6 protein-coding genes are annotated in these 17,242 nt (G+C 34.9%); all 6 read left to right on the top strand.

All coding sequences use genetic code 11. The features are described 5' to 3' along the window. The first annotated feature begins 36 nt into the window (after window positions 1-36). The 6 genes from IPI31_04555 (at window position 37) to IPI31_04580 (ending at window position 17,236) form a co-directional block, all read left to right on the top strand. Window positions 37-2,067 (top strand): T9SS type A sorting domain-containing protein, encoded by a 2,031-nt coding sequence (locus IPI31_04555; protein MBK7567077.1) that lies wholly within the window; start codon window positions 37-39, stop codon window positions 2,065-2,067. A 320-nt stretch (window positions 2,068-2,387) separates the two neighbouring features. After that, the gene (locus IPI31_04560; GenBank protein MBK7567078.1) at window positions 2,388-5,309 is read left to right on the top strand and encodes a gliding motility-associated C-terminal domain-containing protein; all 2,922 of its coding nucleotides are present in this window, start codon (window positions 2,388-2,390) and stop codon (window positions 5,307-5,309) included. 106 nt (window positions 5,310-5,415) lie between these two features. After that, window positions 5,416-7,896 carry a gliding motility-associated C-terminal domain-containing protein gene (locus IPI31_04565; GenBank protein MBK7567079.1) on the top strand — a complete coding sequence of 827 codons (2,481 nt, stop codon included), beginning with the start codon at window positions 5,416-5,418 and terminating at the stop codon, window positions 7,894-7,896. A gap of 72 nt (window positions 7,897-7,968) precedes the next feature. Beyond that, window positions 7,969-9,828, top strand: coding sequence for a hypothetical protein (locus IPI31_04570; protein ID MBK7567080.1), 1,860 nt, complete (start codon window positions 7,969-7,971; stop codon window positions 9,826-9,828). Between the two features lie 790 nt (window positions 9,829-10,618). After that, the gene (locus IPI31_04575; GenBank protein ID MBK7567081.1) at window positions 10,619-11,812 is read left to right on the top strand and encodes a M48 family metalloprotease; all 1,194 of its coding nucleotides are present in this window, start codon (window positions 10,619-10,621) and stop codon (window positions 11,810-11,812) included. Between the two features lie 36 nt (window positions 11,813-11,848). Beyond that, entirely contained in the window at window positions 11,849-17,236 is a 5,388-nt protein-coding gene (locus IPI31_04580; GenBank protein MBK7567082.1) for a DUF4011 domain-containing protein, read from the top strand. Window positions 17,237-17,242 lie beyond the last annotated feature (6 nt).

Genomic DNA, 17,242 nt, shown 5'->3' on the forward strand with positions numbered 1-17,242 from the left:
GGATATTATTATTTTTGGACTACAAATCCACAGCTTATGCATGTCAAAATTATTATTGTTGCATTAATTTGTAATCTATTCCTTACGAATTTTTGCTATTCTCAATTTGGTGAACTTGATTCCACTTTTAGTTTGGATGGTTATGCAGCATATACCATGGTGGATGAATGTAACGATGTAATTGCGCAGCCCGATGGCAAAATTTTGGTGGGAGGTTATTCCTATTCCGCTTTTGGCGGTAAAGCTTCATTGGTAAGATTTTTGGCAAACGGCGATGTAGACACCGGGTTTGGACTCTCCGGAAAGACCACCGCTTCAAATGGCACTGGAGATGGTGATAATGAGCTAAACGCTATTGCACTTCAACCCGATGGTAAAATAATTACTGTAGGTTTTGGAGATTATTCATTTGACAATACTGGAATTTCTGTATTGCGATTTTTACCAAATGGATTTTTGGATGCCAGTTTTAGTGGCGACGGTAAGGTGATGACAGATATTTATGCTGATGAGGATTATGCCTATGATGTTGCTGTTCAGGCAGACGGTAAGATCGTTGTTACTGGTAGCGCCTGGAATGTTGATGATAATGAATTTTTCGTGGTTCGATATAATACAGATGGAAGTCTCGATACAGAATTTGGCACAGGAGGAATCGTAACAACTGCCATGGGAATAAGATCTTGTTATGCAAATGCTTTGAAAATACAACCTGACGGAAAAATTGTTGTATGTGGAGTTTATGAATATTTATTTGAAGATTTTATGGTAGTTAGATATAATGTTAATGGCAGCTTAGATAGTACTTTTGGTGGAGATGGAATTGTAACTACAAGTATTCAAGAGCCCGATTTAGCGTTTGATCTAGCGATTCAGGAAGATGGTAAAATCATTGTTTGTGGCAAAACAAGGCTTGGAGCAGCCTGGTCTTTCGGATTGGTAAGGTATAATACCGATGGTACACTTGACGTAAGTTTTGATACTGATGGCATGGTAATCACGGGATTTGGCTCATATTCCGATTTCGCACAAGCAGTTAATATCCAAGGGGATGGAAAAATAATTGCAGGGGGAGTGTATAATTATAATGATTTAAATTCTGATTTTGCAATTGCACGATATTTAACAAATGGAAGTCTGGATGTTACTTTTTCGGGAGACGGAAAACAAATTTCAGATCTGAATGTAGTAATCAATGGAAATTACATTACCGGTATGGATATTTTACCCGATGGTAAGTTAATTGCAGCAGGAGGATACACTGATTTTATAGTTGCAAAATACACAACGGGTTATGTGCCATGCGAGATCCTTACAAATATTACCACAGACGGACCAACAAATTTTTGTGCCGGAAGTTCTGTGATATTAAATGCTGTTTATGATTCAACCTATACCTATCAATGGTTTAAAAATGGTACGGCAATAGTAGGTGCTATAAGTCAAACATATAATGCAAATACAACAGGGAATTATTCCGTGAATATTGGAAACGGAATTTGTTTTGCATCTTCCGATACTGTAAATGTAATTAAATATCCCAAACCAAATCCTTCAATCATAAATATAGATCCAACTAATGATCTTTGTTTTGACCCTTCCATCAAATTAAAGACTTCGAATGTAATGGGGTATACCTACCAATGGTATAATGGTGCATCTCCAATAGCAGGAGCAACCTCCAATGTTTATATGGCAACGGAAACCGGAAATATAAAAGTTCGCGCAACTACAGCTTTTGGTTGTAGTAAACCGTCAACTCCATATTCCATAATTAATAGTTGTAAACTAGCAAATAAGGATTTTTCTGAACTTTTGATTTACCCCAATCCAATAGAAGATTTATTAAATATAAACCTCCAATTTTCTTCCCCTCAAACAGGAATCTCTAAAATTAAAATTTATAATATGTTTGGAGAAGTGGTTTATCATGATCAATTTGAATTGAAATACGAAAACCAAATTCAAAGTAAATTGTTGTTACAATCCTTGCCAAATGGTATTTATATTTTTGAAATAATATTCGCAGATAATATTATAGCGGAACAATTTGTTATTGCTCGTTAATTTACGAATGCCGTGGCCGGTGTTTTTCACCATGAAAAACACCAACCACGGCATACCAGCAGATTACGTTACGATGCAATTTATTGAATATACTCTAAAACATACTCAAAAGAATCTTCACATCACCCCATTTTTTTATCCTTTTTTATCCGCCATACCCGTGCCATTCGTATATCCCTTTTTTCCCTAACTTTTATCCTTTTTTATCCGCCAAATCCGCGTCATCCGCGTTCCCCTTTTTTTCTCCTCAATTGCTTTTATTCCATTTTATACCGTATATCCCAAAAATTCCCTAATTTAGTATTCCATTCGCCGAGCCTATGATCAGATTTTACACCGCACTCCTTGTTTTTAGTTTTACAATTGTTGGACTTAAAGCCCAAACATTTCAGTTATATACTGAAGATTTCAATGGACTAACAGCCCCATTTATACTCAATTCTACGGGCCCAGGAGGGGCTGTGGGAACAAATAAATGGATCATAAACGATAGTTATGAGGGCGGATTCGGATACCCCAATACTACCACGCAAGACCTCACTGAATTTGGAACCATAGGTGGCGCTCCCATGAGCAAATATTTACATATTTATGATGAAGAAGCTGCTCCTGCAATTACTTGTGCCAGTTATAATACAACAGCTCCCTCCGACAATTTTGCGGAGATGTCGAGCGGATTTTGTACGCTTGGTTTGATCGATATCGAATTTACTTTTTTCTGGTTGGGCGAAGGTGACCCGAACGATTATGGTCAGGTATATTACAGCGCAGATGGCGGTCCCTGGACTGCAGTGGGCATGGGACTTTACAACGATCAAACCTTATGGAAATATGAAGTGATAACCGATCCTGCTTTTCAGGAAGTTGCAGATCTTCGTTTTGCATTTCGTTGGGTAAATAATGCAAGTGGCGGTGCAAGTACCATGTCGTTTGCAGTAGATGATATTATTGCTGTTGGAACTTATGATGAAGCAATTCACCCGGTTGATATCGTGATAGATTTTTTATTTCCTGATCCTGTTTGTAAACTCAGCACAGTTGTAGTTGGTTGGTCGCTTACAGATCCACTTTGTGATGGAATTTATGAAATAGAATTATCAAATGCTGTTGGAGCATTTGCATCACCAATAAGTTTAGGTGTATTTACAATTTTAGCGGAAGATACTACAGGAGCAATTGCCGCAATTATTCCGGGATTTGTTCCCGATGGATCCTGTTATAAAATTCGAATAAACCGAACCTCTCCGTTGCCCGAAATTTTTGGAGAGGCCAGCGTTTGTTTCGCCGTCGAAAATTGTCCGAATACCATAACCACATTAGCACCGGTAGTTACTTACGATTCCAATGCAGTATGTGTTAACAGTGTAATTGATGTACCATTTTTCTCCACCGGAGTATTTACTGCTGGAAATGCCTACACTGCTCAGCTCAGCGACTCCACCGGAAGTTTTGATTCACCTTATATTATTGGAACATTATATACCAGTGCCACTTTCGATCCCGCTTTAGGTTCTCCTCCGGGAACTGTTTCCGGAATTGTTCCTGTGGTTCCACCGGGATGTAATTATTTTATTCGTGTGGTCTCGAGTTTACCACCCGTTATAGGATCCGTTTATGGACCTATTTGTATTCAGGAATGTGATATTGAAACAAATGATATTGAAGATGTTTATGTGTGTATCACCGAAGATTCGGGTGTAACAGTTACCATTACTTACGATGTAAATGTTTTTGATGATATAGAAACTTATTGCGATACCAATACTTTCTGTGTGGAAGTATTAGATGCAATGTTTTTTACGCAGGCGAGTTATTGTGAACTGGGTTTAACCGTTGATACAGAATCGGGAACAATTGATCTGGTAATTCCGGGTTATTTCGATCTGCTTGCAATGGGATTGGATGCAGGGATCTGGTATTTGCGCGTAAATGCAAATTGTGGAACGCCTTCAGAAAATACTTTAGGAACACTCATTCATTTATCCATAGGTGCACCTGCAGATAATGCTCCCATATTAATTCCGGAAGATACTCTTTTATGTGAAGGCGCAATTGGAAATGCACTCGTTGTTCCATATAATATTAATTCCGATTATCAGTTCCAATTTGGAATAGGAACGCCATTTAATTGGGCATATAATCCAATTTATATTGATTTTACCGGTGCAACCGGCGACGTAACATTGCGAGTTAGAGAAATTAGTTTTGGTTGTCCGGGACCTTGGAGCGAATATGTAACCTTCCATGTAATAGACGTTCCTATTGTAACAATTAGCGGTCCTCCGAAAGCCTGTACCGGAGATACCACCTATTTTAATGTGCCGTATTTTATCACAACTTATTACGATTGGTCTCTTTCCGGAGGGACAATAGTGGATACTTCCAATAATGTTGTTGGTGTTATTTGGGATGAAGCCGGTGTTTATACCCTGAATGTTTTTGCACTGAATGAATGTGGAAGCGGAAGCGGAACTAAAACCATTACCGTAATTGAAACAATACCGGTGGATGGGGGAGATGATGTAACTATTTGTGTTGGTGAGGCAGCAATATTCAGTACCCTTACAACCGGTGTTCCATATTATGCTTGGTACGAACTGGCTACGGATTCTCTGTTATCTGATGATTTTTATTTTACTGTTTATCCCGATACAACAACAAGTTATTTAGTTGTTGGGGAAGATGATGAGGGATGTGCAAGTTATGATACACTTACTGCCTTTGTTGAATATCCTTTTGCCGAATTTGATACCGCTGAATATTGTATCGGTGGAATTACTGTTTTGGATGCAGGTTATGAAGGATCCACTTATAGTTGGAATACAGGAGCAACATCTCAAACAATTGAAGTTGGATTATTCGGTACCTATTCGGTAACAATAAATACTGCGGATGATGCATGTGATATCACGAAAACATTTTTGGTGAATGAAGTAATAGATGTGTGCGATCCCATTGTTGACATTCCTACGGCATTTTCACCTAACGGAGATGGTATCAACGATTTTCTATTAATTATAGGTTCGGCAGTTGTTGATTTCGAAATTTCCGTATATAACCGTTGGGGCGAACAGGTGTATTTTTCTGATAATGCAGGAATTATAAATAATCAGGAAATGTGTTGGGATGGAACTTATAAAGGAGTAGCACAGGAAATGGGATCTTACGTATATGTATTAAGTGCAACGGGTGGAAATGGAAATACTATTCAATTGCAGGGAAATATTACATTGGTGAGATAATAATTTTTGTTTGGAATATGTTGTATAAATATTCTGATGGAAATTGAAATAGTGTTTTTGATCCGTTATTCCCGAACGTATTTTAAACACAGTGAGCATTAATATTATGAAAAGAATATTGTTTTTTTTTATCCTCATTGCTGCAATGCAGTTTGTATTTGCACAACAGCAGATGCAGGTAAAAAAAAATGATTATACCTCATTTACCAAACCTTCCGCCGGAAAATATATTCCACAAAAAATAATATCGGAGGAATTACTCGACAATACTCCGGAGCAATATCGATCCAATCCCGATTTCGGAATATTACCTATAAATGCACCGGATGATTGTTACGAATTAATTCAAAAAAGAACTCTGGATTCGAGATATTATGTTAAAAATAATACGGGAGGAAAGGTATTTTACACACAACAATCTTATGGTCCTATAAACTATGTTGATCCTAACGGTTATTTGAGGGCAATTGATTTTTATCTGCATCCAAGTGCGGTAGATGGAATATATCTTGCTGATGCTCAACCACTTCCCACTCAAATTGATCTTTTAAATAATCATACTTCCATCACCATTAAAGATCTGAATTTTAGATTTAATGATGACCTGAAATTATTATTTCAAACGGGAAATACATTTTCTTCCTCACAATATTTTAATACTTCCGACCATACTGTTGGCAGAGATGGTGCATGGATAAAAAATATTTTTAAAGGGATGGATGGAGAAATTGCATTCCGAAAAAGCGGAATAAAAACAAATTTTATTATTCAGGATAAAACTATTGTTGATGTAAATTCCGATTATTTAATTATTGAAGAATTTATTGACCTGCCTTCAGGATATCATTTTGCAGAAGAAGATGCAGATGGATATTATTTGCCAAACGGTGATTGGAAAGGAAAATTAATATTAAAAAACGAATTTGGTTTGCCGATGTTGCGCATGGAAAAACCAATAATTCTCGATCAAAATGCAAGCAGCACACATTTAATGGATCAGGTAAATGCTGTTGCATATAAATTAATTAAAAAAGAGGGCGGATATACTTTGCAAATTAAAGTAAATACAAAATGGTTGATATCTCCCGATCGAATGTATCCTGTAATTATTGATCCTACTTTAATTGGCGAAGCAACTTATGTTGCCGGTGATATTGGTTTTGAATTTAATCCAGTTTGTTTTGCGGAAGCAGATTATTGTTCTTATTCATTGGATATTGTAGTTCCCGGAAAAACTACTTTAACAGCAGCTTATTTTGATGGCACTTATTACTCATTAAACTTTGGATGTTTTGGTGTAACCGATTGTTTAAAGAGTCAGGCCGCCTTTCGAATTTTAGGTATCTGTGATGATTCACCCTATGCCGGTGGACTCTGGTCGTGCCTCTCTCCGGATGGTGATACTGCCGGTACGTGTTATGGTATTGATCTGGATATGTTTAATACCATTGCATGTATTCCACCTCAGTGTGCCGATTATAATTTTACTTTTGAAATGCGCACCTGGCATTGCAGTTGTACGCAACCGCCATGCGGAATATTATGTCACTACATGCCATCTGGAAGTTGGGTAATTACCATTGAAGGAAAAACCGTCGAAGAAAATCCCGAAGAATCAGACCTGCATCCCGATTTTACAATTTGTGCAGGCGATACCATAGATCTTTATGCATCAGGCACCTATGGTGTTCCTCCTTATGTTTATGAATGGATTCCGGGAGGAGTGTATGAAGATGTACATTTAGTTTGGCCGGCAACAACCACAACTTATACATCCGTAATTCATGATCTGTGTGATATGACGGATACTGTGTCACAAACAGTAACGGTAAATCAATTACCTATTGTAGATATTGGTCCTTTTGAAGGATGTTATCAAACAACAATTATTGCACCCGGCGGATATACCAGTTATGTGTGGACCGATGAAAGTGATTCCATTTTAGCAACAGGTTCCAGCAGTTTATTAGTCGACTCCACCGGAATTTATTATGTAACTGTAATTGATGATAATGGTTGTGAAGGAAGATCGGAACCCATTCAGGTGAATATTTATGAAGCACCGGTAATTAATGCATTTCCAGATACTGTTTTTGTGAACGATGGAGCACTTGCATTATTGGAAGTGGAAACAATTGTTGGTGGCGATGTAAATTATTTATGGTATCCTGCAGATGATATTAATTGTCCCACCTGTTCAGAAACCCTAGTATTTAGTGTAGGCGAAGAGAATGTTTATTACGTAACAGGCGAAGAACACGGTTGCATTTCAGAACCCGATTCTATTATTGTAATTATGTCGGAAAGCGAATTAATTATTCCCAATGCATTTACGCCGAATGAAGACGGTGTAAATGATAATTTCCATATCCTGAATCCCATTTTTTATCCCATTTTCACCTTCGATATCTACAATCGCTGGGGACAACTCGTATTTGCTACACAAGATATTTTATACGGCTGGGACGGCAAAGTAAACTCCATCGACCAGGAGATCGGCATGTATGTCTGGATGGTTACTTACGAAAAATCGAATGAACCGGGGAAGGTTTATTCTTTGAGAGGGACGGTGACGTTGTTGAGGTGATTGTTTTTTACAAAATAATTATAATATCCAAACCCAATTTTATTAGACGAAAACCATGGAAAAAAAAGCATTATGAAAATTTTACTATTTGGATTATTTAGTTTTTACACTTTCCAATTTGTATTTTCACAAACCGCAACTGATGCTGAAAATATTGCTAAAAGTGGATTAAGCCAGCAAATTGTAAGTGAATCACAGGGTGCATTAAAATTGATAAATTTCAAGAAACTTAAAGGAAAAACCTCAGAATTTGATAACGAAATTTTCTATGAATTAGAATTTCAAATTGAAATTGAGGTAGTAAAGAATTATTATTTGAATACAAGTTTGACGAAGCCATTTGTTGGAGTATCAGGAAGCGGTTGGAAGTATTTTGAGTGCACTATTCAAGGTGATGGATTTCTTTATAAAATGAAATTAACAGAAGGTAATAAATATTCGTTAATAGGTAATGCAACGTTAATAGAAAAGAATAATGGTTATTCTTTCTCGGGTTATGAAATTACTTCGCACAAGCAAATTTCTAACTCCTTAAGCAATGATACTGAAGAAAAAACTACAACTCTACCAATTTCAACATCTAAAAATGTTTACTGCAAGTACGAAAAGGGTAGTTTAGTAGGGGTGAGTGAACAAAATGCAAAATACGTCGGATATTGGTCTAATATGGATAATGAATGTTTTGCAATTTTATTTAAAGAAGGAGTATTTAAGATATTTATGGATTGCAGTTACAATGCGAAGACCAACGCAACATTCACAACAACTGATAGTCAAATCGAAATTGAACCGGGGGCTCAATTTACTTTTAATATTGACACTTTAACATATACCTTAAAATACTATAATGACTGTTATTTGATGAAAATAACAAAATTTGAAAACCATGCAAAAAATAATGTTTATGAAAAAGTTTCTGGCATTGGAGATACGGTTGATTTTAAAGGACTAGAGGCTCATCAAAAATATTTTGGTTTATGGGTAAATGAGGAAAATAAGTGTTTAGAAATAAAACCGAACGGTTCAACAATTAATATTGGTAAAGGAATTTATAAGGAAGGTGTTCTTACTTTAAATTCAAATTATATGGGTTTACCAAAAGGTAAGTATATCCATTTTAAGGATGGCACTTTAGAAAAAACAATTTTTTTGGATAGCGAGAATTCTATCCAAGTTAATGAAAGTTTTAAGAAAACATTGGATGAAGCTTTTTATTATGATATTAAATTAGCATCGGATAATCATTTACTTACTTTACTTTCAATAAAATATACTGATAACTCTTATTATAATGAGAGCATTTATCCCAGGTATAAACTTAAGAATGATGTGTTTGCTTATATAGACTCATCTGAAAGATTCAATTTACTTGCAGAGATAAATAATTCAAAGGCGCAAAGTGTTCTTAATGCAGATTTTAAGATTACACTTTATGCCTTACAAACTGGTCAAATGCTTTATAAGGGCGGTGCAACTTTAGAAATTATTGTTAAAGACTTTAATAATGAAGTCCTTGATTCATGTAAACTAAAAATTGAAACAGGCTTTTTGAGTGATTATAAATCAGAAAAAGATGCAATATTGGCAATTAAAAATAGAGTTGACGAACTAGTTTATCGCGCAATTTGGTCATGTTTTCCGATAAAAGCCCAGATTATGGAAATATTGGAAAGAGATAAAAAGGGAAACGCAAAAACAGTCAAAATTAATGCTGGTCATGAAATGGGTGTCTTTAAAAATTTTCAATTTCGAATCGATGACCCTCAAATCATAAATGGCGAAAGTAAAAATAAAGGGCAATTGCAAGTTATTACAGTTAATGATGACGGTACATCTATTTGTAAAGTATTAGGTCAATCCGAAACTATTACAAATGCTATAGAATCGGGTAAATTAATTTCTGTCACAACTATTTATGATGATTTAGAATAAATTTACTCATTACTATGATATTAATCCAACCCTTAACTGCGAACATATTAAAGAACACCAAACAATAATTGAGATTAAAACTTTTGGAGTGTATTTAATCACCATAATATACGGAGATGAGATTTTTACGAAAAAGGTATTCATCAATTAAAAGGAAACTTTAAAGGTATTACGAACATACAAGGTATAATACCTTCAGAGGTTTTAAAAAACTTGCAAAGGTCGCTCTAGATGCGTTTCCCTCGCAATTTTTGCCAAATTTTACCTGTTTGGCATGAAAAAAATACAAAAAATGGGTTATTCTGATGAAAAATTTACAATGCAATACCTTGTTAACCGCAAAGCGCAGTAATATGTATAGATTTTACCAAAATCTATACAGACCTGTTCTTAAGTGTATAGATTTTAATGATTACTTTACAAAGGGATAAAACTGCCGAGATTAATAGCCTCAGTGTTCACAATTCCATGTAGGTGAAAAAGGGAGAATTTTAATGGAAAACTTATAAATGGGTGTTATATGGTATAACTAATTGTAATTTTAAAGTGATATTTTTTAATTAAAAACTTAAACTAATGAATTACGGGATTGATTTTATAAAGAATAAAAGTCTCTATTAGCATTTATCCTTAAAATATTTAATTCATCTTTTAGCGCATAAAATTTTACGCTACTCAACCTGAAAAAATCTTTGGAATCCATCGGGAAAATCCTTTACTTTGAGTAGAACTGAATGCAGTTAATTTCAAAATTCCAACATAACCCCGTTAAAACAAAAAATTGCCCAATATGCTCGATATTCTACATTATCATTTGGTAACAACCGAATACTTCAAACAACAAGAAAAGTTGTGGCAATTTTTTGCGCACCACACCTATAAGGAAGATCATTTAAAAAGTTTTAAAATAGACCTGCTAAAAAATACCTATCAGTTTGAAGAATCTGCGGATCCGGAGCTATTTAAAAAGGTGCAGGCAGCTAAAGAAAAATTAAATCTTTCGCTCCCCGTATTTTTATACCAAGCGCAAAATACGGAAGACATGAATGCTACAATAGCCTACATCAATAATGAAGCGCATATTGTTTTCAGCGGAAAAATATTGCAATTTCTTAACGAGGAAGAAGTACAAGCAATAATTGCGCATGAATTAAGTCATGTGCAACTTTATTGTCAGGCGGGAGGTGAGGTGGAAATTACAGATCGTATTATGAATGCAATTTCTAATCACTATAGCTGCACTCCTCCATACTATGAAACGGCAAGACTTTTTAAGTTGTATACGGAGATCTTCTGCGACCGCGGAGCATATTTGGTAACCGGAAATTGTGATGCTATAATTACTTCTCTGGTTAAAATTTCAACGGGTTTACAAAAAGTAAATGCAGAGAGTTATATTAAACAAGCAGAAGAGATCTTCTCTCTGGAATCGGAAACCAAAACCATGGGATTTTCCCACCCTGAAAATTTTATTCGCGCCCGTGCAATATGGTTATGGCATTCAAAAAACAACGAAGCAGATGCAGAGATAAAAAAAATGATAGAAGGAAATATCAATATTGAAGAACTGGATCTTTTCAAACAAAAACATATTTCAGAAATTACCGAACGTTTAATTAAATTGATCTTACATCCCGAATGGATGCAAACGGAACAAACCCTGGCATTGGCAAAACAATATTTTCCGAATTTTACCCTTAAGCAGATCCCGGATAAAATTGAATTAAAAGATCATTTGGAGCATTTACATTCCACTTTATCAGAATATTTTTCCTATATCATGTATGATTTCATTTCTGCCGATAAAAATTTAGAAGATATTCCTCTAGGATACTGTTTTTATATGGCAGAGGAATTAAAATTGGATAATGCATTGGCGGCAACAGTTAAAAAGGAACGAAAACTCAGCGAAAAAAAGGTAGCAGCTTTAAAAAAGCAAAGCGTTTCTGAATATTTGAATATGACATCCGCTTCGTTGGCATAATAACGTTATAATAATATTAAATTTTAAGCAGACCACATGAATAACATTATTACATTTCAGCAATATCTTCAATCGGATCAAAGTGAACATTTATGGTCAGCGGATGAAGTTATCGAATTTATTTTACCACTTTTTGAAGAGGTTTTGAGTTTTCACGAAAATGGACAGGTGGCATCCTTTGAACGTACAGATACAATATTTATTAATAATGGAAGACTGGATATAGATGAAAATTTTTCGCATGAACCAGTAAATAATTTGCATGAAGTATTAAAATTATTGGCAAAGGATCAAATAGCAGGCTTTTCCATTACCGAGCGTATTACGCTCGATGAGGATCTTTCAGCAAATCAATCTTCCAGCACCAATCATCAGATTCAAAATAATCCCAACGATATTCCGACACATCCGGTTTATATTCTGGGATATCAATGTTTTGAAATTAAGCTTGGTCACCATGATGTTCAGACGGATATTTTTTGTCTTGGTCTTATATTGGGAAGTGTTGTAATGGGTCTCGACTTGTATGATACTGATGATTTGAATCAGTTCGTTGCATATAGAAATCAGCCGGCGGGAGTTAATGCAAGAATGCATCCAACTATTTGTGCATTGATAACGGAAATGACGGAATTGAATAGAAAAAACCGCAGTAAGGATATGAAGGAAATAATTCAGCGATTAAAATTTTATCGCGATTACGACCCTCAAAAAGAAACTGACTTATCAAAATTAGCTGCCTTTCAGATCAAAATTCCATCCGACAGAAAAACTTTTATTTTATCCAAATTACGCAATAGGTTATTTGATTCGAGCAGAAGAAACAGATTATTGTATTATAAACCGAATGGAAGATTTGCCAATTTAACGGTGAGTAGTGTTCCTGTTGTATTGCATTATCAAAGTATAAATCCTCAATTATTATTTACCTGGAATAAAGAAATATCGCAACAGGTTATTAAACAATCGGATATTGTTCTAAACAAATATTTACGGTTTGAAGATCATCCCTATTTAAATACTCAATTGAATGCTATAAGATTAAGTGCAGAAAATGATAAAAAAGAATATGGATTCAGTCAATTGAAATTAGTTGTTGCATTTCTTCACTGGCATAACCTAAAGGAAGGCGTTAATGAAAGAATTCAAAGTCCCCTTTTGCTTTTACCTGTGGAGCTGGAAAGAAAAAAATCATTAAGAGAGGAACGTTACACCTTAAAAATTGTTGACAATGCCGCACTTATAAATCCGATCTTGGCAAATCATCTCAAAGATCTTTATGGTATTACTTTACCGGAGAGTATTGATTTTGATGATGTAACTATGGAACAGTTTTATGCAATGCTGAATGACAAGATCAATAGTGCAAAACAGGGGGTAAAACTGAACTACATTGATAAACCACGTATTAAAATAATACATAATATCGCCAGACAAACAATTAATAATTATAAGAAGAAATTAAAATTAAAAAGAAATCCTACTATCCATCAGTTGGATTATAGTTACAGTGAAGAAAATTTCAAACCTCTTGGTCTTGAATTATTTAAACATAAAATTGAAATTAATAAAAGTGCAGTTGAATTTTTAATTAATGATACCAAACCTGTAAAAACATCTGAAAATTATTCGGGAAATGAAACCACTTCTGTAAAAGATAGTTTCGTGATAGCGGACGGAGAAAACAACCCTTACAGTTGGGATTTCGACATCTGCAATATCGTGCTCGGTAATTTTAATTATAAAAAGATGAGTTTGGTTAGTGATTATAATAAAATTACAGACGAAAACATCCAACATAAGGTATTTAATGACCTGTTTACCAATGAACCGAAAAAATTTGAAGAAACTACTTTAAGAAATGACCCCGCGGAATGGTATCATGTGATAAGTGCAGATCCAACGCAGGCAAGATCTGTATTGCATAGCAGAACCGGTAAAAGTTATATTATTCAGGGGCCACCGGGTACAGGCAAAAGCCAGACCATCACAAATTTAATTGCCGATTTTTTGGGAAAAGGAAAAACCATATTATTTGTATGTGAAAAGAGAGCGGCACTCGACGTGGTGTATTATCGTCTCCAACAAAATAGGTTATCGGAATTATGTTGTTATATTCATGATAGCCAGGCCGACAAGAAAAAGTTTGTGCAGGATCTCAAAGTGATTTACGATGATTTCTTAAAAAACAAAATGGATCTCTCCGCTATTGTTGTTCAAAGAAATTATGTTTTGTCTCAGTTGTTAAAAAATTTAGACGTTCTTCAAACATATCATAAAAATCAAACCACCATTTATTCTGAAGCAGGTGTTAGCACCAGGCAACTATTTGAGAAACTGTTAGAATTAAAGGAAATTATTAAACCTGACAATATTTCAACGGACTCCATTCCAAATTATGATCAATGGATGAAATATGGTGAAGTAATTCAACAATTGAGTACCGCACTGGAAACATCCGGTGCTGAACCTGAATTTCATTATCATCCATTCGGTAATCTTGGCATTGATATTCTTAAAGCGGAAAATCCATTTTCATTATTGGAAAACCTTGCTTCGGATGCACAAATTAAAATACAGCAATGTTTGAAAGTGATATTGGAAAATAATATCCCTCATAACCATACCGCCGAGTGGAAATTTATAAAAAATCTTGTTGTTGATTCGGTTGTACTCGAACCATTAGCCCGAAATAATAATCTGTGTTTAGTAGATATTTCAAATAAGGAAGCCAAGGAATTTGAAGAGCTATATAAAAATTATAAAGATGTTTTGGGTGAATACCGTCAAGCTTTGGAAATAAATAAACGCTGGCAAAATAAACCCGAAAAACAAGAAGTGGAAGTTGCAATCAGCTTAGCCGAAAAATTTGAAAAATCATTTTTTGGATTTCTAAACGGGAAATGGCGTAGACTAAAAAATCAATTAAATAGATCATATGATTTTTCCTCTCATCAGATACGTCCGGAGTATACTGTAATACTTGGGCAACTTTTGGAGGAATATAAAATAAATGAAAGGACAATTGAGTGTAAACATACTATTGAAAGGAAATATCACTTTGATAATTTAGAAACAGCGTATCTCAGCATGGAGGTTTTAAGAAGCAAACAGGGAGATAAGGAAATTGATTTCCTGCTTCAGCATCCTCAGGCAGATACTGTTGTAATTCAGTTGAGCAAATTAAATGCAACACTTCGGCAATTAGAGTTGCATTTAAAACAATGTCTTTATCGTTTTGAATCGCGATCGCTCCAACAAATTAACGACGATCTTGCAACAATACAGAGTAATGCCCATATACTCAAGGATCTGTTGCCAAGCCTGCGTCGATTCGTTGATCTGCCGTTAAATATTCAGGATTTTATTAGAAATATTCCTATTTCTGCTATTCAGGCGGAATTTATTATGGCTGAAAAAACACTTGAACTGCTGCTTGACAAAAACCGTTCATTCGCCGGAACTACACAGAGTATTATTCATGATACTGTGCAAAATCTTGAAAAAGATTACAAGGAATTACTGCACCTAAACAGTAATTATATAAGAGCTGTGCGCAGAGAAAAGTTTATTAAAAATTATGAGTTAAGCAATAAGTCAGTAACAGTATTAACCCCGGAACAACGTCAGGTAAAAAAAGAATATACCGAAGGTAGAAAAATATTGGAGCATGAAATGAGTAAATCGATGCGTTATAAAAGTATTCGGGAAATAGCCTCCGGTGATAGTGGAAAAGTTTTAAAAGATATAAAACCGGTCTGGCTGATGAGTCCTTTAAGCGTTAGTGACAGTTTACCACTTGATACAACGTTTTTTGATGTTGTTATTTTTGATGAAGCGAGTCAGATAACTTTGGAAGAAGGAATACCTGCATTATTTCGCGCACCTCAAACAATTATTGTGGGTGATGATAAACAAATGCCACCAAGCAATTTCTTTTCTTCCAAAGCGGAAGACCCGGAAGATCTTGAAATTATTGATGGTGAAAACAGCGATGAAATTTTAAGTGCCGATACCGACAGTCTTTTAGTTCAGGGTTCTCGAAAATTAAATAGCACAATGTTAAGCTGGCATTATCGCAGTAGATATGAAACATTGATAAGTTATTCCAATCATGCATTTTATGATGCCGGTCTTCTAACAATTCCCGATAAATTAGTACATCACCGGCACAAACCACTCCTGCAGATCCAAAATGTGGAGGAGGGTGCAGACAATGCAAAACAACTTATGAATGGCAGTATCAGTTTTCATTATTTGCCGAATAGTGTATATGAAAACCGGAATAATGTTTCGGAAGCTAAATACATTGCCCACCTGGTAAGAAAACTTTTGAAAGATGAAATTAAAGAAACCATTGGTATAGTGGCTTTTAGTCAGGAACAACAATCAGTAATTGAAGAAGAAATTGACAATTTAGCTGCAACGGATAAACTTTTTGAAGAATTATTGGAAAAAGCATATAACCGAAAAGATGAAGAACAATTTACAGGATTATTTATAAAAAATCTCGAAAATGTTCAGGGCGATGAAAGAGATTTTATTATTATGAGTGTGTGTTATGGTCACGACAGCAACAAAAAAATGCTCATGAATTTCGGACCGATAAATAAAAAGGGTGGAGAAAAAAGATTGAATGTTATTTTCAGCCGCGCAAAAAGGCATATGGCTGTTGTAAGCAGTATTCAACATCACCATATTACAAATGAATATAACGACGGAGCAAATTATTTTAAAAGATTTTTGCAATATGCTGAAATGGTAAGCACAGGAAATATGTCGGGAGCAAGGCTGATCCTGGATAATTTAATGCCGGAAAATAAGGGTAGAACAGATATTAAAACAAAAGAATCAGCTTTGGCTTTTCAAATAAAGACCGCGCTTGAAGCCAACGGATTTTTTGTGGATGACCAAATTGGACAAAGTAATTTTAAATGTAATTTGGGAATTAAAAAATCTTCAGATGACCTAAATTATTGTCTTGGTATTTTAATAGATGATGACATGCATTATTCCAACGATGATCTCATGGAGCAATATTATCAGCGTCCTTCCATTTTACATGCCTTTGGCTGGGAAATATTAAATGTTTTTGCAAAAGACTGGCTGGAAGATAAGGATAGAGTAATGCAGATGATCCTAAGAAAATTGGGACATACTTCCACGGAAATAAAAGCCAACCCCATTATAAAACAGGCACAATCAGAAAACAATAATAAATTTGAATATATAACATTGATGAGTTCGTCGGGCGATAAATTTTGGGAAGTAACACAAGTTAATGAAAAATTACATATACGTTCCGGAAAAACTGATACCAAAGGATTAATTCAAATCAAAACATTTTTAAATGAAATGGAAGCAGAGGTAGTAAAAAATAATTTGATCGCAGAGCAGATTAATTTAGGATTTATTTATATATAATTGGCT

The organism is Bacteroidota bacterium (assembly GCA_016706865.1).
GTDB lineage: Bacteria > Bacteroidota > Bacteroidia > Chitinophagales > BACL12 > UBA7236.

What these genes read in the sequence shown, in the direction of transcription:
- IPI31_04555 (MBK7567077.1), top strand. Translation starts at nt 37, where the DNA reads ATGCATGTCAAAATTATTATTGTTGCATTAATTTGTAATCTATTCCTT.
- IPI31_04560 (MBK7567078.1), top strand. Translation starts at nt 2,388, where the DNA reads ATGATCAGATTTTACACCGCACTCCTTGTTTTTAGTTTTACAATTGTT.
- IPI31_04565 (MBK7567079.1), top strand. Translation starts at nt 5,416, where the DNA reads ATGAAAAGAATATTGTTTTTTTTTATCCTCATTGCTGCAATGCAGTTT.
- IPI31_04570 (MBK7567080.1), top strand. Translation starts at nt 7,969, where the DNA reads ATGAAAATTTTACTATTTGGATTATTTAGTTTTTACACTTTCCAATTT.
- IPI31_04575 (MBK7567081.1), top strand. Translation starts at nt 10,619, where the DNA reads ATGCTCGATATTCTACATTATCATTTGGTAACAACCGAATACTTCAAA.
- IPI31_04580 (MBK7567082.1), top strand. Translation starts at nt 11,849, where the DNA reads ATGAATAACATTATTACATTTCAGCAATATCTTCAATCGGATCAAAGT.